General features: G+C 72.1%; 13 protein-coding genes and 1 pseudogene. 10 read left to right on the top strand and 4 right to left on the bottom strand.

What is annotated here, in order from left to right; translation table 11 throughout:
* The first annotated feature begins 2 nt into the window (after positions 1-2).
* The 4 genes from ABTX78_RS31425 (at position 3) to ABTX78_RS31410 (ending at position 4,850) form a co-directional block, all read left to right on the top strand.
* The gene (locus ABTX78_RS31425; RefSeq protein WP_352210177.1) at positions 3-818 is read left to right on the top strand and encodes a TlyA family RNA methyltransferase; all 816 of its coding nucleotides are present in this window, start codon (positions 3-5) and stop codon (positions 816-818) included.
* Positions 815-1,729, top strand: coding sequence for an NAD kinase (locus ABTX78_RS31420; protein WP_352210176.1), 915 nt, complete (start codon positions 815-817; stop codon positions 1,727-1,729). Before ABTX78_RS31425 ends, ABTX78_RS31420 begins: the two co-directional genes overlap by 4 nt.
* 118 nt (positions 1,730-1,847) lie before the next feature.
* Positions 1,848-3,575 (top strand): DNA repair protein RecN, encoded by a 1,728-nt coding sequence (recN, locus tag ABTX78_RS31415; RefSeq protein WP_352210190.1) that lies wholly within the window; start codon positions 1,848-1,850, stop codon positions 3,573-3,575.
* 186 nt (positions 3,576-3,761) lie between these two features.
* Entirely contained in the window at positions 3,762-4,850 is a 1,089-nt protein-coding gene (locus ABTX78_RS31410) for a glycosyltransferase family 4 protein (protein ID WP_352210175.1), read from the top strand.
* Positions 4,851-5,504: 654 nt separating this feature from the next.
* Here the strand turns inward: ABTX78_RS31410 and ABTX78_RS31405 are convergent.
* From ABTX78_RS31405 to ABTX78_RS31390, 4 genes and pseudogenes are all read right to left on the bottom strand, one after another.
* Positions 5,505-5,807: pseudogene (locus ABTX78_RS31405) on the bottom strand (glutamate synthase central domain-containing protein); the annotation flags it as partial.
* A gap of 242 nt (positions 5,808-6,049) precedes the next feature.
* Positions 6,050-7,687: a PucR family transcriptional regulator gene (locus tag ABTX78_RS31400; RefSeq protein ID WP_352210174.1), complete on the bottom strand. Its 1,638-nt coding sequence runs from the start codon at positions 7,685-7,687 to the stop codon at positions 6,050-6,052.
* A 98-nt stretch (positions 7,688-7,785) separates the two neighbouring features.
* The gene (locus tag ABTX78_RS31395) at positions 7,786-9,180 is read right to left on the bottom strand and encodes an FAD-binding oxidoreductase (protein ID WP_352210173.1); all 1,395 of its coding nucleotides are present in this window, start codon (positions 9,178-9,180) and stop codon (positions 7,786-7,788) included.
* Positions 9,181-9,281: 101 nt separating this feature from the next.
* Complete coding sequence (locus ABTX78_RS31390; protein ID WP_352210172.1) at positions 9,282-11,084, bottom strand: glycoside hydrolase family 15 protein; 1,803 nt, start codon at positions 11,082-11,084, stop codon at positions 9,282-9,284.
* Positions 11,085-11,581: 497 nt separating this feature from the next.
* On the opposite strand from ABTX78_RS31390, the gene pyrG reads away from it, so the two are divergent.
* The 6 genes from pyrG to ABTX78_RS31360 all read left to right on the top strand — a co-directional run bounded on the left by pyrG (position 11,582) and on the right by ABTX78_RS31360 (position 19,508).
* Entirely contained in the window at positions 11,582-13,231 is a 1,650-nt protein-coding gene (gene pyrG / locus ABTX78_RS31385; protein ID WP_352210171.1) for a CTP synthase, read from the top strand.
* A 119-nt stretch (positions 13,232-13,350) separates the two neighbouring features.
* The gene (locus tag ABTX78_RS31380; protein ID WP_352210170.1) at positions 13,351-13,977 is read left to right on the top strand and encodes an NUDIX domain-containing protein; all 627 of its coding nucleotides are present in this window, start codon (positions 13,351-13,353) and stop codon (positions 13,975-13,977) included.
* Positions 13,978-14,138: 161 nt separating this feature from the next.
* Positions 14,139-16,160 carry a tetratricopeptide repeat protein gene (locus tag ABTX78_RS31375; RefSeq protein WP_352210169.1) on the top strand — a complete coding sequence of 674 codons (2,022 nt, stop codon included), beginning with the start codon at positions 14,139-14,141 and terminating at the stop codon, positions 16,158-16,160.
* Positions 16,161-16,303: 143 nt separating this feature from the next.
* The gene (gene ald / locus ABTX78_RS31370; protein WP_352210189.1) at positions 16,304-17,419 is read left to right on the top strand and encodes an alanine dehydrogenase; all 1,116 of its coding nucleotides are present in this window, start codon (positions 16,304-16,306) and stop codon (positions 17,417-17,419) included.
* Positions 17,420-17,838: 419 nt separating this feature from the next.
* A complete protein-coding gene (locus ABTX78_RS31365; protein ID WP_352210168.1) occupies positions 17,839-18,969 on the top strand; it encodes a ParA family protein in 1,131 nt (376 codons plus the stop codon).
* Positions 18,966-19,508, top strand: coding sequence for a hypothetical protein (locus ABTX78_RS31360; RefSeq protein ID WP_352210188.1), 543 nt, complete (start codon positions 18,966-18,968; stop codon positions 19,506-19,508). The genes ABTX78_RS31365 and ABTX78_RS31360 overlap by 4 nt, the downstream gene beginning before the upstream one ends.
* Positions 19,509-19,516 lie beyond the last annotated feature (8 nt).

Raw genomic sequence — 19,516 nt, 5'->3', positions numbered from 1 at the left:
ACGTGGCAGGAGTGGCCCGCCGCCGTCTCGACGCCGAGCTGGTACGCCGCAGCCTCGCGCGCTCTCGCGAGCACGCCGGCCAGCTGATCGCCGCGGGGCGGGTGACCGTCGGAGGCAATGTCGCGACGAAGCCCGCCACCCAGGTCGAGACGAGCGCCGCCGTCGTCGTGTCGGCGGACGACAACGACCCCGATTACGTTTCACGCGGTGGGCACAAACTCGCCGGGGCGCTGGCGGCCTTCGTGCCGCTGGGGCTGCGGATCGAGGGACGGCGGGCCCTGGACGCGGGAGCGTCGACCGGGGGATTCACCGACGTCCTGCTGCGTGCGGGCGCCCGCGAGGTGGTCGCGGTGGACGTCGGATACGGACAACTCGCCTGGTCTCTGCAAAGTGATGAACGCGTGAAGGTCAAAGACCGTACGAATGTGCGCGAGCTGACGCTCGGCATGATCGACGGTGAGGCGGTGGACCTGGTGGTGGGAGATCTCTCCTTCATCCCGCTGGGGCTCGTCCTGCCGGCACTCGTCCGGTGCACGGCCCCGGACGCCGATCTGGTGCTGATGGTCAAGCCGCAGTTCGAAGTCGGCAAGGAGCGCCTCGGCAGCGGAGGGGTCGTACGCAGCCCCGAACTGCGCAAGGAGGCTGTGAGGACCGTGGCCGGCAAAGCCGCGGGTCTCGGTCTGGGCGTACTGGGTGTCACCGCCAGCCCGCTGCCCGGACCCTCCGGAAACGTCGAATACTTCCTGTGGCTCAGGGCCGGCGCGCCCGAGCTCGATCCGGCGGACGTCGATCGCGCAGTTGCGGAGGGACCTCGTTGAGCACACCAGCAGCGACTTCAGGACGCACCGTTTTCCTGCTCGCCCACACCGGCAGGCCTGCGGCGATCCGCAGCGCCGAACTCGTCGTACAGGGGCTGATGCGCAATGGTCTCGGTGTGCGCGTGCTCCAGGCGGAGGCGGCCGACCTGCCGCTGCCGCCGTCCGTCCAGACCGTCCCCGAAGCGACACCGGGCGTGCTCGACGGCTGTGAGCTGCTGATCGTGCTCGGCGGCGACGGGACGCTGCTGCGCGGCGCCGAGTTCGCCCGCGCCTCCGGCGTGCCGATGCTGGGCGTCAACCTGGGGCGCGTCGGGTTCCTGGCCGAGGCCGAGCGCGACGACCTGGACAAGGTCGTCGACCGCGTCGTCACGCGGGCCTACGAGGTCGAGGAGCGGATGACGATCGATGTGGTCGTGCACCGCAACGGCGACATCCTCCACGAGGACTGGGCGCTGAACGAGGCGGTCGTCCAGAAGGTCTCGCCCGACCGCATCCTGGAGGTCGTCCTCGAGATCGACGGCCGCCCGGTGACCGGGTTCGGCTGCGACGGCGTCGTCTGCGCCACCCCGACCGGCTCCACGGCGTACGCCTTCTCCGCCGGCGGCCCCGTGGTGTGGCCCGAGGTGGAGGCGCTGCTGATGGTGCCCATCAGCGCGCACGCCCTGTTCGCCAAGCCGCTCGTGACCTCGCCGACGTCCGTTCTCGCGGTGGAGGTGCAGGCCCACACCCCGCACGGGGTGCTGTGGTGCGACGGACGACGGACGGTGGAGCTGCCACCGGGCGCGCGGGTCGAAGTACGGCGCGGAGCCGTTCCGGTCCGTCTGGCCCGGCTGCACCACGCGTCGTTCACGGACCGCCTGGTCGCCAAGTTCGCGCTGCCGGTGTCCGGTTGGCGCGGCGCGCCCCATTGACCGCCCCGTGACGAGGGCCCCGGAACCGCCTCTCGCGGCCCGGGAGAGTGAATCCGACACCGGGGTCCGTCGCACGGGCGGCCCCGGACCTCGTAAGGTCGTGTCCGTGTTGGAGGAGATGCGGATACGGTCGCTCGGCGTCATCGACGACGCGGTCGTCGAGCTGTCACCCGGTTTCACCGCGGTGACCGGCGAGACGGGCGCGGGCAAGACCATGGTCGTCACCAGCCTGGGGCTGCTGCTCGGCGGGCGCGCCGACCCCGCCCTGGTGCGGATCGGCGCGAAGTCGGCGGTGGTGGAGGGGCGTATCGGCGTACCCGCCGGGGCCCCCGCCGCCGTACGCGCGGAGGAGGCCGGGGCCGAACTCGAGGACGGCACGCTGCTCATCAGCAGAACCGTGTCGGCGGAGGGACGCTCCCGCGCGCACATCGGCGGCAGGTCCGTGCCGGTGGGTGTGCTGTCCGAGCTCGCCGACGAACTGGTCGCCGTCCACGGCCAGACCGACCAGCAGGGGCTGCTGCGCCCGGCGCGGCAGCGCGAGGCGCTCGATCGGTACGCGGGCGGGGCGGTGTCCGGACCCCACGCCAAGTACGCGTCCGCCTACCGCAGGCTGCGGTCCGTCGCCACCGAACTCGACGAGCTGACCACGCGCGCCCGCGAGCGCGCCCAGGAAGCCGATCTGCTGCGCTTCGGGCTGAACGAGATCGCCGGTGTGGAGCCGCGCGCGGGCGAGGACGTGGAACTCGCCGCGGAGGCGGAGCGGCTGGGCCACGCGGAGGCACTGGCGTCCGCCGCGTCCGTCGCGCACACCGCGCTCGCCGGCAACCCCGAGGACCCCGAGGGCGTCGACGCGACGACCCTCGTCGCGGGCGCGGGCCGGGCGCTGGACGCCGTACGCGCCCACGACCCGGCACTGGCCTCGCTCGCCGACCGGATGGGCGAGATCTCCATCCTGCTCGGCGATGTGGCCGGTGAGCTCGCCGGATACGCGGACAACCTGGACGCCGATCCGCTGCGGCTGGCCGCGGTGGAGGAACGCCGGGCCGCGCTGACCGGGCTGACGCGCAAGTACGGTGGGACCGGTGAAGGCATTGCCGCCGTGCTCGCCTGGTCCGAGGAGAGCGCGGGCCGGCTCACCGAGCTGGAGGGCGACGACGACCGGATCGGCGAGCTGACGGCCGAGCGGGATGCGCTGCGCGGCGAACTGTCGGGTCTGGCGCAGACCTTGACGGACGCCCGTACGGAGGCGGCGGCCCGGTTCGCCGAGGCCGTCACCGAGGAGCTGGCGTCCCTCGCGATGCCCCACGCACGCGTGTCCTTCGCGATCGGGCAGACCGAGGACCCGGAGGGCGTCGAGGTCGGCGGCCGGACGGTGGCCTACGGCCCGCACGGCGCCGACGAGGTGGAGCTGCTGCTCGCCCCGCATCCGGGCGCCCCGCCGCGGCCGATCGCCAAGGGCGCGTCCGGCGGTGAGCTCTCCCGGGTGATGCTCGCGGTCGAGGTGGTCTTCGCGGGCACGGACCCCGTGCCGACCTATCTCTTCGACGAGGTCGACGCGGGCGTGGGCGGCAAGGCGGCGGTGGAGATCGGCCGGCGTCTCGCGAAGCTCGCGAAGACGGCCCAGGTGGTCGTGGTGACGCACCTGCCGCAGGTGGCGGCGTTCGCGGACCGGCAGCTGCTGGTGGAGAAGACGAACGACGGCTCGGTGACCCGCAGCGGTGTCACCGTCCTGGAGGGCGAGGACCGGGTCCGGGAGCTCTCGCGGATGCTGGCGGGCCAGGAGGACTCGGAGACGGCGCGGGCGCACGCGGAGGAGCTGCTGGCGACGGCGCGAGCGGACGGCTGACGCCCGGCCCCCGACATCCGGCCCGCCCGCCGGCCGGGGACGCGGCCGCAGGCCGTCCGGTGACGCACCGAAGAGCGACAGCTCGTCACCCGCCTGGGTGAAGACCCTCGCGGGCTGCCGTGGTGCGACACGGGAACGACACCTGGACGGTGCCGGAACGTGCGTACGGGCTGGCATCCTTGGCGGGTGACACAGCTGCGTACGGTCCAGGTCCTGGGCGGCGGCAGCGCGGGCAGCGGCGCGCATGTCCGGTCGCTGGCCTCGGGGCTGGTGGCGCGGGGCGTACGGGTCACGGTGTGCGCGCCCGCCGGACTGGAGCACGTCTACGACTTCCCGGGCGCCGGTGCCCACTTCGCGCCGGTGCCGCGCCGCAGCGACCCCGCCGCCGTCGGAGCCCTGCGCGCGGCGTGTGCGCGGGCCGACGTGGTGCACGCGCACGGGCTGCACGCGGCCGTACGTGCCTCGGTGGCCCTCAGCGGTCTGCGGGTGCCGCTCGTCGTCACCTGGCACAGCCGCCCCGATGCCGACGGACCGCGCGGGCCGTTGCTTCGCCTGCTGGAGCGAAGGGCCGCCCGTGCGGCGGCGGTCGTGCTCGGCACCTGTTCCGAACTGGTCGACCGGGCCCGCGGGCACGGCGCCCGGGACGCCCGCCTCGCTCCGGTGGCGGTTCCCGCCCCGCGTCGCGCCGAGCGCTCGGAGGGTAAGGCCAGGGCCGAACTGGGCGCGGTCGACCGGCCGCTGGTGATGGCCGTCGGCTCCCTCGCTCCGCAGCGCGGGTACGGCACGCTGCTCGACGCGGCCGCGCGGTGGCGCGCCGTCGATCCGCTGCCGCTCGTGGTGATCGCGGGGGAGGGGCGCGAGCGGGCCGCGCTCCAGCGGCGTATCGAGGCGGAGGGTCTGCCGGTGCGGCTCGTGGGCCGCCGTGACGACGTCGGCGACCTGATCTCCGCCGCGGACGTGGCGGTGCTCCCCAGCCGCTGGGAGGCACGCGCCCTGCTGGCCCAGGAGGCCCTGCGGGCGGGGGTGCCGCTGGTCGCGACGGCCGTCGGCGGTGTCCCGGAACTCGTCGGCGACGCGGCGGAACTGGTGCCCTACGGCGACGGGGACGCGCTCGCGGAGGCGGTGGCGCGGCTTTTGCGGGATCCCGCGCGGCGCGACGAACTGGTGGCCGCGGGCCGCGCGCAGGCGGCGACCTGGCCGACCGAGGACGAGACGATCGCGCAGGTGCTGAGCGTGTACGACGAACTGACGGCGGGGAGTGCTCCTCTGGCATGACCAGGGGTCTGGCGGGCTGACCCCCGCGACGCCGGGGGGCCCACGTAGGCGACCCGGGGTCGCCCTGGCTGATTGCCGCGAGGCCGGGGAGGCTCGCCCCACGCCCGGGGCGGGCCCCGCGACGGCGGGAGGGTTCACGCGCGACCTGGCGTCGCCCATGCTGATCCCGCGACCTCGGGCAGGCTCACCTCCGCGCCCTGGGGTAGGTGGGGCCGATGCCCGCGACGGTAGGGAGGTTTATCCGCCCGGCCCGGGTAGATGGAGCTGTGCCGCCATGGCGGGGAGCGCTCACCCGCGCTGGACGGGCTGATGCCCGCGACGGCAGGGAGGTTGATCCGCCCGGCCCGGGTAGATGGAGCTGAGCCGCCATGGCGGGGAGCGCTCACCCGCGCTGGACGGGCCGATGCCGCGACGGCGGGGAGGTTCGCCCCACGCTCCGGGACTGCCCCCACGACGGCGGGCGGGTTCACGCGCGACCCGGGTCACCCTGGCTCATCTCCGCGAGGTCGGGGAGGCTCACCTTCGCGAACCCGGGCTAGTGGGCCTGATGCCCGCGATCCCTGCGCCGGTGGGAGGTTCGTCCGCCCCGCCGGGGATGCTCCGGGCCGATCCCTGCTCCGGCGGGGAGCGCCCACCCGCGGCCGCCGGGCTGATCACGCGACGGTGGTAGGTTCGCCGGCCCGGCAGCAGCGACGGGATGGGCGCGTGCTCGGCGTCGGAGTGCCGGTCGGACAGGACGATCAGACGGGCGCCGTCCTCGATCGCCGCGTCGGTCTCGGCGCAGATCTCCTCGATCCGGGCGGCGAGGGCGTCGCCGCCGCCGCTGACGCGGTAGAGGCCGGAGAGCGTGGCCGCCTTCATGCCGGGCATGTCGCCGTCGGCGTTGATGTGGATGAGCTTGGCCGGCTCGTCGTTGTCGATCACCGGGAAGGGCAGGGTGACGCTGCGACAGGACCCGGGTAGCTGAGCCGCCGCGGCGGGAGTGCTCACACCGCGCAAGCCGGGCTGATCCCGCGACGGCGGGGAGGTTCGCCCACACCACCCGGAGCCGACCGGCCCGATACCCATGACGCCCGGGAGCGCTCACCCCCGCGACCCGGGCCGAACCCGACGACGCCCGGGAGCGCACCCCCGACCCGACCGGGCCACCCGTCACCCGAAACCCGCAGCCCACGGCCACGCCCCGCACCCGCGTCACCTCACGGCAGATGCCGTCTCGCCCCCAGTGCCAGGCTCAGCGCCAGCACCGTCTGCGGGTCGTCCAGGTCCGTGCCCAGCAGTTCGGAGATGCGGGCCAGCCGGTTGTACAGCGTCTGACGGTTCAGATGCAGCTCGCGCGCCGTCTCCGCCTTGCGGCCCGCGTGGGCCAGAAACGTCTCCAGCGTCGGCAGCAGCGGCGGGCGCGAAGTGGCGTCGTGGTCGCGCAGCGGGCCAATGGCGCGCTCCACGAACGCGGCCAGGTCCGGATGGTCCCGCAGCCGCCACAGCAGCAGCTCGGTGTCCAGCCTGCGTGCGTCGTACCAGGGACGGTCGCTCAGCCCCTGGGCCGCTGTCGCCGTCTCGGCGGCATGGCGCAGGCCGGCCGACGCCGCGGCCCAGCCGCCCGCGACGCCCACCACCACGACCGGGGGGTGGCCGCCCGCGCGTTCGAGCCCGGCGCGTTCCACACCCGCCCGCAGCGCCACCGCCACCCGGTCCGCCACCGCCGTGCGTTCGGACTCGGTGCGCAGCCCCAGCAACAGCGGCACCCGGCCCTCGACCGGCCGTACGCCCAGCAGGACGGGCACGCCCACCACGGACAGTTCCTCCAGCACCGCGCGGGCGAGAAGCGCCCAGTTGCCCGACGGCGACAGTTCGGGTGCCAGTCGCATCACGATCGGCAGCAGCGGACCGTCACCGGGCTTGAAACCCAGTACCCGGGCCTGGGCCGGTGCGTCCTCCGCGGTGATGCGGCCCTCGGCGAGGTCGGTCAGGAAGTCACCGCGACCGCGGGCCGCGAGCTCCTCCTCCTGCCGGGCCTGCATCAGGACCACGGCCAGCAGTCCGGCGGCCCGTTCCGCCGCCATGCGGTGGACCGTCAGCAGCGGAGAGCCGACCGCGGGCACCACCAGCCGGGCCCGCACCGAGGCGGCGCCCTGCCCCCCGCCGGGCACGTCCACCAGGACCGTCCCGGCCGGCGGGCTCTCGCGTACGGCAGGCTGTCCGCGCAGTCCTTCCCACACCTGGAGGGGCTCGGCGCCCGCCTGCCCGGACCCGGAGCCCGCCGCGTACAGCAACTGGCCGTCGGCCGTCTCCAGGAAGACCGGGTTGGCGGTGAAGTCCGCGAGGATACGCAGCACCTGGGGCACTCCGCCGCCGCCGAGCAGCACCTCGGTGCACCGCCGGTGCACGTCCTCGGCCCGCCGCAGCAGCGCGTAGTGCCCGTTGACGATCTCGGTGTGGACCTCCTCCGTCACCGAGACGAAGGGGACCTCGCGGTGCAGCTGTACGAGCGGCAGCCCGGCCGCGCGGGCGGTGTCCACGATCGCGGCGGGCAGCCGGCTGAAGCGGGGCCCGAGTTCCACCACCAGCGCGGCGATGCCGCGGTCCGCCAGCTGCCGTACGAACGCGCGCTGCTCGGCGGGCCGGGTGCCCAGCCCGAGGCCCGTGGTGAGCAGCAGCTCGCCGCCCTTCAGCAGGGAGGCGATGTTCGGTACTTCGCCCGCGTGCACCCAGCGGACCGTCCGCTGAAGCCGTTCGGTCCCGGCGACGACCTCCGGAAGGCCGGAGCGCAGCCCCGGCAGCTCCAGTGCCCGGCGGACGGTGATGCCGCCCTGGGGCTCGCCTTGCGTCTCCACTGACGGTCGCCTCGCGCTTCACTCGGCAGTACGGGAGCTTCGGACGCTACCTGGCCGGGGGACTGCCGCACATCACCCGGGCCCCGCAAGGGGCCCGGTCACACAGCGGGCTGAAGCGGCTTGATGTTGTGATTGAGCCGGAACACGTTGTCGGGGTCGTACTCCGTCTTCACGGCCGCCAGCCGCCGGTAGTTCTCCTCGCCGAAGGCGGCGAGGACCCGGTCCTCGCCCTCCAGCCCGATGAAGTTGAGGTAGACGGTGCCGATCGCCCAGGGCCGCATGCCGGCGCGTACGTCACGGACCCACTCGACGGCCCGTTCGTCGTCCGCCGGACTCTCCCAGATCCCGAAGGGGTGCACCGCCCAGAGCGCCGTGCGCCAGGGCAGGGGATGGTCGGCGGGGCCTGAGGCCACGGCACCGCCCATCGGGAACAGGATGTGCTGCGAGCTGGAGGGGACCGGCATGGTCCCGGCGCGAGCGGTGAAGGCGTCGACGGCCGCGTTCGGGAAGCCGGCCAGATGCTCGGCCGACCAGTAGTTCCGCTGCCCGGGCGGGTCGTCGAGCATGCACTGGAGCTCCGCGTACGGGAGTTCGGCGATGAGCTCGGCCTCACGGGGGAGCGCCAGCAGCGGCTCGGCCGCCTTGCGGGCCTGGGCCTCGGTTCCCGCGTAGGTGATCAGCAGGAGGCAGGTCAGCTTGCCGACCAGATGATCGGGCACGAACGGTTCGGGCGGGCCGGTGAGATAGAACAGGCCGCCGCCGAGCTCGTCGGGCGCGGAACTCAGGAAGTCCCGGTAGGCGCGGGCGACTTGGAGTCCTTCCTCGGGCCGGAACAGCAGCATCATCATCGACATCGCCGGCAGGGGGTGCAGTTTCAGCGTGATGGCGGTCGCCACTCCGAAATTGCCGCCGCCGCCGTGCAGGGCCCAGAACAGCTCCGGGTTCTCCTCCGCGCCGGCGTGCACCGTGCTGCCGTCGGCCGTCACCAGTTCGACGGCGACGAGGTTGTCGGAGGCGAGCCCGAACTTCCGCTCCAGCCAGCCCGATCCGCCGCCGAGCGTGAAGCCGCCGACGCCGGTGGTGGAGGCCCGGCCGCCGGTGGTCGCCAGATCGTAGGGCTGGCAGGCCCGGTCGAGATGGCTCATCGTGGCGCCGCCGCCGATGCGCGCCGTACGTTCCACCGGGTTGACGATCACGGTGTGCATCCGGCGCAGGTCCACGACGATTCCGTCGTCGTTGAGCGCCATCCCGGCGACGCTGTGCCCGCCGCCGCGTACCGCGATCCCCAGGTCGTGCTCGCGTCCGAAGCGGATGGCCCGGGCGACATCGGCTCCTGTCTCGCACTGTGCGATGACCGCCGGGTGCCGGTCGATCATTCCGTTGAAGACGGCGCGAGCCTCGTCGTACCCGGGATCACCGGGGGCGATGGCATCGCCGGTCAATTGTTGACGGAGGCCGCCGAGCGCCGCCTCCGCGATGGCGTGGGGCGCCATGGCAGGCCCCCTTCCGAGGGCTGATCAGGACCATTTCATCGTAGTCCCGTTCGGCGGAGCCCGATCGGTGAACGGGCTCCGCCGGTCCTGCCGGGCCGGGGTCAGCCGCCGTACGCGCCGGAGGCCGTCAGCCGCAGCGCGGTGTCGATGAGCGGCACATGGCTGAAGGCCTGCGGGAAGTTGCCCACCTGCCGCTGGAGCTTGGGGTCCCACTCCTCGGCCAGCAGTCCCAGGTCGTTGCGCAGCGCGAGCAGCTTCTCGAAGAGCTTGCGCGCCTCGTCGACCCGCCCGATCATCGCGAGGTCGTCGGCGAGCCAGAACGAGCACGCGAGGAACGCACCCTCGTCGCCCTCGAGGCCGTCGACGCCCTCCTCCTCGCCCGCGGTCGGGTAGCGCAGGACGAACCCGTCCTCCGTCGACAGCTCGCGCTGGATCGCCTCGATCGTGCCGATGACCCGCTTGTCGTCCGGCGGCAGGAAGCCCATCTGCGGAATCAGCAGCAGCGAGGCGTCGAGCTCCTTGGAGCCGTAGGACTGCGTGAAGGTGTTCCGCTCCTGGTCGTAGCCCTTCTCGCAGACGTCGCGGTGGATGTCGTCCCGCAGGTCGCGCCACCGGTCCAGCGGGCCGTCGGCGTCGCCGGACTCGATGAGCTTGATGGTGCGGTCGACCGCGACCCAGGCCATCACCTTGGAATGGACGAAGTGGCGGCGCGGTCCGCGCACCTCCCAGATGCCCTCGTCCGGTTGGTCCCAGTGCTTCTCCAGATAGCGGATCAGCTTGAGCTGGAGCAGGGAGGCGTAGTCGTTGCGCGCCAGACCCGTCATATGGGCCAGGTGCAGTGCCTCGGTGACCTCGCCGTACACATCGAGCTGGAGCTGATGGGCCGCGCCGTTGCCGACCCGTACCGGCTGGGAGTTCTCGTAGCCGGGCAGCCAGTCCAGTTCGGCCTCGCCCAGCTCACGTTCGCCGGCGATGCCGTACATGATCTGGAGGTTCTCCGGGTCGCCCGCGACGGCACGCAGCAGCCACTCGCGCCAGGCGCGGGCCTCCTCGCGGTAGCCGGTGCGCAGCAGCGACGACAGGGTGATCGCCGCGTCGCGCAGCCAGGTGTAGCGGTAGTCCCAGTTCCGTACGCCGCCGATCTCCTCCGGCAGGGAGGTCGTCGGGGCGGCGACGATTCCGCCGGTCGGCGCGTACGTCAGCGCCTTCAGCGTGATCAGCGAGCGGACGACGGCCTCGCGGTAGGGCCCGTGGTAGGTGCAGTGCTCCACCCACTCGCGCCAGAAGTCCTGCGTCGCCTCCAGCGCCCCCTCCGGGTCCGGGATCGCGGGCGGGGTTCGGTGCGAGGGCTGCCAGCTGATGGTGAACGCGATGCGCTCGCCCGGGGCGACGGTGAAGTCGGAGTACGTGGTGAGGTTCTTGCCGTACGTCTCGGTCGGGGAGTCGAGCCAGACCGAGTCGGGTCCGGCGACCGCGACCGTGCGCCCGTCGACCTTGTGGACCCAGGGCACCACGCGTCCGTAGCTGAAACGCATCCGCAGCGCGGACCGCATCGGCACCCGTCCGCTGACACCCTCGACGATCCGGATCAGCTGCGGGGCGCCGTCACGCGGCGGCATGAAATCCGTCACACGGACCGTGCCACGTGGTGTGTCCCACTCCGATTCGAGGATCAGCGAGTCGCCCCGGTAGCGCCGGCGGTCGGCGGCCGGGGGGTCGGCATGCGCGGCGTGGGCCGGTCCCAGTCTCCAGAACCCGTGCTCCTCGGTCCCGAGCAGGCCGGCGAAAACGGCATGCGAGTCGAAGCGGGGGAGGCACAACCAGTCGGCGGTGCCGTCCCTGCAGACCAGTGCCGCGGTCTGCATGTCTCCGATGAGTGCGTAATCCTCGATGCGCCCGGCCACGTGTTTCTCCAGTCGAACGGCCACTTCGCCCCGGGGGGCGCTTACTGCGGTCCAGGGTCGTTGACGAGCGGGCCCGGGATGGGGGTTACCTCCCGGGCGAAGCTGTCGGGAAGGCGGTGAACCTGCCGTCAACCAGGGTCGCCCGCCGCCCCCACCAGCCTGCCCGATGCGCTTCGCGCGTTCCCTCTGCATCGCTCGGCAGAGCGAGTGTCCGAGCAGGATACGACGCACCTCGATGATCTGCGCGACGGTCTCGGCAACGCGGCTCCGCCGAACGGGTGAGCCAAGGGTGAGTCGCTGATGAGCGGGGTACGCGTGTGGCGGCGCGTGGCCGGAAGCAGCCTCCCCTGGTCGCTGATACCCTGGTACCCCGTGGACCGGTGGCCGTCCTGTGCAGAACGAAGGCCCCGAAACCGCAGCGGACGGCACCCCTGACCACCTGGAAGGGATGCCGGACACGCATCTCACCTCGCGACCACGGGAGCCCCCTCTTGGCGATGCCGCCCAAATCCATGACGACCAAGCACATCTTCGTCACCGGGGGTGTCGCCTCCTCCCTCGGCAAGGGCCTGACGGCCTCCAGCCTGGGTGCGCTGCTCAAGGCGCGGGGCCTGCGGGTCACGATGCAGAAGCTCGACCCGTACCTCAACGTCGACCCCGGCACGATGAACCCGTTCCAGCACGGTGAGGTGTTCGTCACCAACGACGGCGCCGAAACCGACCTCGACATCGGCCACTACGAGCGCTTCCTCGACGTCGACCTCGACGGCTCGGCCAACGTCACCACCGGCCAGGTGTACTCGCAGGTCATCGCCAGGGAGCGGCGCGGCGAGTACCTGGGCGACACCGTGCAGGTCATCCCGCACATCACCAACGAGATCAAGCACCGCATCCGCCGGATGGCGACCGACGACGTCGACGTCGTCATCACCGAGGTCGGCGGCACGGTCGGCGACATCGAGTCGCTGCCGTTCCTGGAGACCGTCCGCCAGGTCCGCCACGAGGTCGGCCGGGACAACGTCTTCGTCGTGCACATCTCGCTGCTCCCCTACATCGGCCCGTCCGGCGAGCTGAAGACCAAGCCGACCCAGCACTCCGTCGCCGCTCTGCGGAGCATCGGTATTCAGCCGGATGCGATCGTGCTCCGCGCCGACCGCGAGGTGCCGACCGCCATCAAGCGCAAGATCTCGCTGATGTGCGACGTCGACGAGGCCGCCGTGGTGGCCGCGATCGACGCCAAGTCGATCTACGACATCCCCAAGGTGCTGCACACCGAGGGTCTGGACGCCTACGTCGTACGCAAGCTGGACCTGCCGTTCCGCGACGTCGACTGGACCACGTGGGACGACCTGCTGGACCGGGTGCACAACCCCGACCACGAGGTCACCATCGCGCTCGTCGGCAAGTACATCGACCTGCCCGACGCCTATCTCTCGGTGACCGAGGCGCTGCGCGCCGGCGGTTTCGCCAACAAGGCACGCGTCAAGGTCAAGTGGGTCGCCTCCGACGACTGCAAGACCCCGGCAGGCGCCGCGCGGCAGCTCGGCGACGTCGACGGCATCCTGATCCCCGGAGGCTTCGGCGACCGCGGTGTGACCGGCAAGGTCGGCGCGATCACCTACTCCCGCGAGAAGAAGATCCCGCTGCTCGGCATCTGCCTCGGTCTCCAGTGCATCGTGATCGAGGCCGCGCGCCACCTCGCGGAGATCCCCGAGGCCAACTCCACCGAGTTCGACGCCGCCACCGCCCACCCGGTGATCTCCACCATGGAGGAGCAGCTGGCGTACGTGGAGGGGGCGGGCGACCTCGGCGGCACGATGCGTCTCGGTCTGTACCCGGCCAAGCTCGCCGAGGGCTCGATCGTGCGCGAGGTCTACGGCGACGAGCCCTACGTCGAGGAGCGCCACCGCCACCGCTACGAGGTGAACAACGCCTACCGCGCGGAGCTGGAGAAGAAGGCCGGCATCCTCTTCTCGGGCACGTCCCCCGACAACAAGCTCGTGGAGTACGTCGAGTACCCCCGTGAAGTGCACCCCTACCTGGTGGCCACCCAGGCGCACCCGGAGCTCCGCTCGCGTCCGACCCGCCCGCACCCGCTGTTCGCGGGGCTGGTGAAGGCCGCGGTGGAGCGCGCGTCGGGCGCGTAGTCGCAGGCGATACGGTGGACCGGGGTACGCATTCCGCACGGGATCCCTACCCCGGTTCCATCGGGGCACGTGGCCGCTCGCGGCCCGGCCCGGCGCGAGTACAGCGGGAGGACGGCGACATGGCGATCAAGGACACCCCCGAGGAGTGGCAGGTCGTCGCGACCGCCACCCCCTTCGAGGGCAAGAAGACCAGTGTCCGCGCGGACGACGTGGTCATGCCCGACGGCACGGTGGCGCGCCGCGACTACCAGGTGCATCCGGGCTCCGTCGCGGTCCTCGCACTCGACCCCGACGACCGCGTGCTCGTCCTGCGGCAGTACCGGCACCCCGTGCGCCAGCGGCTCTGGGAGATCCCGGCCGGTCTGCTGGACGTGCCAGGTGAGAACCCGCTGCACGCCGCCCAGCGCGAGCTGTACGAAGAGGCGCACGTCAAGGCCGAGGACTGGCGGGTCCTCGTCGACGTCTACACCACGCCCGGTGGCTGCGACGAGGCCGTCCGCATCTTCCTGGCCCGTGACCTGTCGGCCGCGGAGGGCGACCGCTTCGAGGTGGAGGCCGAAGAGGCCGACATGGAGCTGGCCCGGGTGCCCGTGCGGGAACTCGTCCGCGATGTGCTCGCCGGCGACCTGCACAACAACTGCCTCGTCGTGGGCGTCCTTTCGCTGGTCGCCGCGCGCGACGGCGACGGCCTCGACGCGCTGCGTCCGGCCGAGGCTCCGTGGCCGGCCCGCCCCTTCGACGCCTGATCGTCAGTCAGTCCGACTGTCCGACTGTCCGATTGATCCGATCGGGCGACCGGTCGGGCATGCTCCACCCGGTTCGTCGCAGAGAGTGAACTAGGCTCGGAGCGCCCGTGCGGAGCCCCTGCGGGCTCGGCTTGTGCGCGGACTGGACGGGAGCGTGGCCCGTGACGGATCAGGCGGTGGACTCGAGCGGACGGGCTGACGCGGTCAGGGGCCAATTCTTCGGCAGGCAAAGGGAGTTGAAGGCCCTCAGGGCCGACATCGAACGTGCCGGACTGGACACCATCGCCGGTCGCAAAGCTCCCCGCGCACGGGTTCTGCTGATCGCCGGACGGCCCGGCTCGGGACGGACCGCCCTCGCCGAGGAGCTCATCGGCCGGCTGACCGCCGCCTATCCCGACGGGGTGCTCCGCGCCCGGCTGACCGAACCGGGCGGGCGACGGGTCCCCACCGAGGAGACGGCCCGCGACCTGCTCGACACGCTCGGGGTCCCCTCGCCGCCCGGAGCCGACGAGGACGAACTGTCCGGCATGGTCCGCGACGCGCTCGCGGGCCGCCGCGTCGTGCTGCTGCTCGACGACGCCGCCGACGCCGAGCAGGTCGACCCGCTGCTGCCCGACAACCCCGACTGCCTGGCGGTAGCCGTCGCCGCGGGCCCGCTGACCGGCATTCCCGATGTGCGGCCCTGCACGCTCGGCGGGATGGACGCCAAGGCCGCCATCGAGCTGCTCGGCTCCTTCACCGGATCGGTGCGGATCACCGTGGATCCGCAGGCCGCCGAGACCGTGGCGGAGGAATGCGGGGGCCTGCCCGCGGGGCTCCTGCTGGTTGGAGGCTGGCTCGCCGCCCGGCCCAAGGCGTCGGTCGCCGACGCGACCAGGCAGCTGCGGGCCGTGCCCGACGACGACGAACAGCCGCAGGGCGCCCGGCCGCTCTCCCGGGTCTTCCGGCTGGCGTACGGATCGCTGAATCCGACGAACGCCCGGATGCTGCGGCTGCTGGCCCTCGCCCCCGCCGGGGTCGCCGACGCGCACACCGCGTCCGCGCTGAGCGGGTGTGCGGTGGAGGACGCGCAGCGGATGCTGGACGAGTTCGTGCTGCTGGGCCTGCTGCGCCGGGAAGGCGGCCGCTACCGGGTGCCCGGCTCGCTCGCTCCGATGCTGCGGGCCCTGTTGGAGTCGCAGGACAAGCCCGCCGAGGTGCAGCTGGCGCGGGCACGGATGCTGGAGCGCACCGTCCGGCAGCTTCAGGCGTGCCGTGCCGTCACCGAGCCCGAGGGCTCGCCCGCGCGCAAGATGCTGGCCGGGCTGCCGCGCGCGATGCGGTTCGCGGACACCTCGGCCGCCGGGAAGTGGCTGCGGTCCCGGCAGCCCGTGCTCATGGCCTCCGCGCGGCTCGCGGTGGAGGACGGCGGGCTGGACACGCTGGCGCGCAGACTGGTCGCCGCCCTCGTCCGGGCGCTGGCGGCACACCGCGGCACCGAGGCCGCCGCCCCCGAGCTCTACGGCCTGCACCAGCTGGTGCTCGGTGTCGCCGAGCGGCGCGGGCTGCACCGGGAACGGGCCGCCGCCCTGCTGAATCTGGGCGATCTGGACGCGCAGACCGGACGTACCGCGGACGCGCTGGCCCGGTACCGGGCCGCTCTGGACGCCGGACGAGCCGCGAACGACATGTACGCGACCGGCCGCGCGATGGAATCCGTCGGGGGTGCCTACCAGGAACTGGGGGACTGGCACCGGGCCGCCGACTGGTTCGGCCGGGCGCTCGCCCAGTGCCAGGGCCGCGGGGAGCGCGCGGACGAGGCGCGGCTGTACGGCCGCCTCGGCGCGGTGCACTCCTACGCCGGCCTCTACGGCGAGGCGCTGCGCAACTGGCGCGCCTCGGTCGCGGGCTACCGCAAGGTGGGCGACCTCGCCTCGCAGGCGCGTTCGCTGAGCGAGGCCGCCCGCGTCCAGGAGTACGCGGGCCGGCCGGAGGAGTCGCTGCACACCTGTCGGCAGGCGGTGGAGTGGGCCCGCCGGGCCGGCGACGACCGGCTCCAGGCCGCCCTGCAGCTCAGGCTGGCCGACACCCTCGACCGGCTGGGCGACCCGGCGGCGGCCCGTGTGCACCGCTCCACTGCCGACATGTTGCTCAGCGAGGAGGGTTCCACCTACGAAATCCGTAGTGCTTCGGCTCAAGATTAATGCTTTGTAAGGCTAGACAGGGAGAAGTCCTTCATTAGACTGGCTCCGCCGCGGTCGTTTTCGTGGTGTCTCTGGATGCCCCTGTGTGTCCGGGTAAGTATGGAAGTAGCCCTGTATCCCCTGAGCCAAGGACCGTGATCGACGTGAAGGTCGGCATCCCCCGCGAGGTCAAGAACAACGAGTTCCGGGTGGCCATCACCCCCGCCGGCGTCAATGAGCTGGTGCGCCACGGCCACCAGGTCGTCATCGAGCAGAACGCCGGTGCCGGCTCCTCGATCACGGACGTCGAGTTCGTCGCCGCCGGTGCGCAGATCCTGCCCACCGCCGACGAGGTCTGGGCCACCGCCGACCTGCTGCTGAAGGTCAAGGAGCCCATCGCGGAGGAGTACCACCGCCTGCGCAAGGACCAGACGCTCTTCACGTACCTGCACCTCGCCGCGTCCCGCGACTGCACGGACGCGCTGCTGGAGTCCGGCACCACCGCCATCGCGTACGAGACGGTCGAGACCGCGAACCGCTCCCTGCCGCTGCTCGCCCCGATGTCCGAGGTCGCGGGCCGGATCGCTCCCCAGGTCGGCGCCTACCACCTGATGCGCCAGGTCGGCGGCCGCGGTGTGCTGCCCGGCGGTGTCCCGGGCGTCGCCGCCGGCAAGGCCGTCGTCATCGGCGGTGGCGTCTCCGGCTGGAGCGCCACCCAGATCGCGGTCGGCATGGGCTTCCACGTCACCCTGCTCGACAGGGACATCAACAAGCTCCGTGAGGCCGACAAGATCTTCGGCACCAAGGTGCAGACGATCGTCTCCAACGCCTTCGAGCTGGAGAAGGCGGTCGTCGAGGCCGACCTCGTCATCGGTGCCGTTCTCATCCCCGGCGCCAAGGCGCCGAAGCTGGTCACCAACGAGCTCGTCGCCAAGATGAAGCCCGGGAGTGTCCTTGTCGACATTGCGATCGACCAGGGCGGCTGCTTCGAGGACTCGCACCCGACCACGCACGCCGAGCCGACCTTCCAGGTGCACAACTCGGTCTTCTACTGCGTCGCGAACATGCCGGGCGCCGTCCCGAACACCTCGACGTACGCCCTCACCAACGCCACGCTGCCCTACATCGTGGAGCTCGCGAACCGCGGCTGGGCCGAGGCGCTGCGCCGGGACCCCGCGCTCGCGCTGGGCCTCAACACCCATGATGGCCAGGTCGTTTACGGTCCGGTCGCCGAGGCGCACGGTCTCCAGAGCGTCGAGCTGAGCGCGCTTCTCGGCTGAGAGTCAACGCGCGTCGTCAACATCACGCCCCCGGCCGGATCTTGCAGAGCGAGGTCCGGCCGGATGCGTGTCCGAGGCCTTTGTGGCACTCGCTCAACTCGCGTCGAACGTAACCCTTTAACCGTTTCGCACACCCTCGAAACCAGAGCGCCGGGTTGCGTCGGAAGGCCTGAGCACCCTTGACAGAAGGGTGTTCCGTTGCCGACACATCGGGCCGGGTCCGGTTGATTGTGTTGCTGCGGAGCGGTGACACGCCATAGAGTCGCCAACCGTCGGCATGGTGCCACGCTGACCTATCGATAAGTTTCCTGGTCACGTCCAAGGAGGTAAGACGACTTGTGAATGAGTCGACATTTACTCCCGGGGGTGGTCAAGCAGGAACGCATCCCCTACGCCCCGCGGGCGTTGGGGTGCCACCAGTGCCGGGCCAGGGCCCGTCTTCCGGGCTCGAAGCTGTCGGCTCCGTCGCTGTCCGCACCTCCGTGACACACCAGGACTCCACGCACATGACGACAGCCCACACGATGAAGACGATGGACGGCCAACACGTGAACGCCATGGCCGGCAACGAGAGTGGCCGAGAGTCCACCCACTTCGCCGCCTACGAGGAAGTCCCTGAAGGGCACTTCTACGACCCCGACGCCGAGTACGAGCCCGATCCCGAGTACGCGGCCACCCTCGCCCCTGACGCCGCGCGTCAGCGCCGCGAGCGGATCGGCCCCACCGGGCGGCCACTGCCGTACTTCCCGATCCCGGGCCCGCTGACCGATCACGGTCCCGCGAAGATCATCGCGATGTGCAACCAGAAGGGCGGCGTCGGCAAGACCACGTCGACCATCAACCTGGGTGCCGCGCTCGCGGAGTACGGACGGCGCGTTCTGCTCGTCGACTTCGACCCGCAGGGTGCCCTGTCGGTCGGCCTCGGCGTCAACCCGATGGAGCTGGACCTCACCGTCTACAACCTGCTCATGGAGCGGGGCATGGCGGCGGACGAGGTGCTGCTGAAGACCGCGGTTCCCAACATGGACCTGCTGCCGAGCAACATCGATCTCTCGGCCGCGGAAGTGCAGTTGGTCAGCGAGGTCGCGCGCGAGTCGACGCTCCAGCGGGCGTTGAAGCCCCTGATGGCCGACTACGACTACATCGTGATCGACTGTCAGCCCTCGCTCGGTCTGCTCACCGTCAACGCGCTGACCGCCGCGCACAAGGTCATCGTGCCGCTCGAGTGCGAGTTCTTCGCGCTGCGCGGTGTGGCGCTGCTGACCGAGACGATCGAGAAGGTCCAGGAGCGGCTCAACCCCGACCTGGAGCTCGACGGCATCCTCGCCACGATGTACGACTCCCGCACGGTGCACAGCCGTGAGGTGCTGGCGCGCGTGGTCGAGGCGTTCGACGACCACGTCTACCACACGGTCATCGGGCGCACCGTGCGCTTCCCGGAGACCACGGTCGCCGGTGAGCCGATCACCACGTACGCCTCCAACTCGGTCGGTGCGGCCGCCTACCGCCAGCTCGCCAGGGAGGTGCTCGCCCGGTGTCACGCCGAGTGAGTCTGCCCGGGGCCGACGAGCTGTTCCGTACGACCGGGGGCATGGCGCTGAACTCGTCCTCCCCGCGCAGGCAGGCGAACGGCGAACCGCGGGTGCCCGCACCGGCGGGGGAGAGCGATCCGGTGGAGACGGCGGACGCGTCCGCCTCTCCGGCGTCGGCCGCACCGTCGTCGTCGGAGGAGCACTCCGCCGCCGGGTCCGACGCGGGTGACGAAGGACGCGCCCGGAGCACCGACGACGCCGAGGCCAAGCGCCGCCCCCAGGAGGCCGCGGCGGGTGCGCCGGCCCGCCGCTCCCGGGGAGGCCGCGGAGCGAACCGCCGGCCGAGCGGACGCGAACGGCACGACGAGAAGATCACGGTCTATGTCTCGGCCGAGGAACTGATGGACCTCGAGCACGCGCGGCTGGTGCTGCGCGGCGAGCACGGGCTGGCCGTCGACCGCGGGCGGATCGTCCGCGAGGCGGTCGCGGTGGTGCTGGCGGATCTCGAGCAGCGGGGCGACGCGAGCATCCTCGTACGCCGGCTGCGCGGCCGCTGACGGTAGCC

The organism is Streptomyces sp. NPDC096193, from assembly GCF_040302905.1.
In the GTDB taxonomy this organism is placed as follows: Bacteria; Actinomycetota; Actinomycetes; order Streptomycetales; family Streptomycetaceae; genus Streptomyces.
This window is presented reverse-complemented; position numbering and strand designations above follow the sequence as displayed.

What these genes read in the sequence shown, in the direction of transcription:
- ABTX78_RS31380 (WP_352210170.1), top strand. Translation starts at nt 13,351, where the DNA reads ATGGCGATCAAGGACACCCCCGAGGAGTGGCAGGTCGTCGCGACCGCC.
- recN (WP_352210190.1), top strand. Translation starts at nt 1,848, where the DNA reads ATGCGGATACGGTCGCTCGGCGTCATCGACGACGCGGTCGTCGAGCTG.
- pyrG (WP_352210171.1), top strand. Translation starts at nt 11,582, where the DNA reads ATGCCGCCCAAATCCATGACGACCAAGCACATCTTCGTCACCGGGGGT.
- ABTX78_RS31395 (WP_352210173.1), bottom strand. Translation starts at nt 9,180, where the DNA reads ATGGCGCCCCACGCCATCGCGGAGGCGGCGCTCGGCGGCCTCCGTCAA.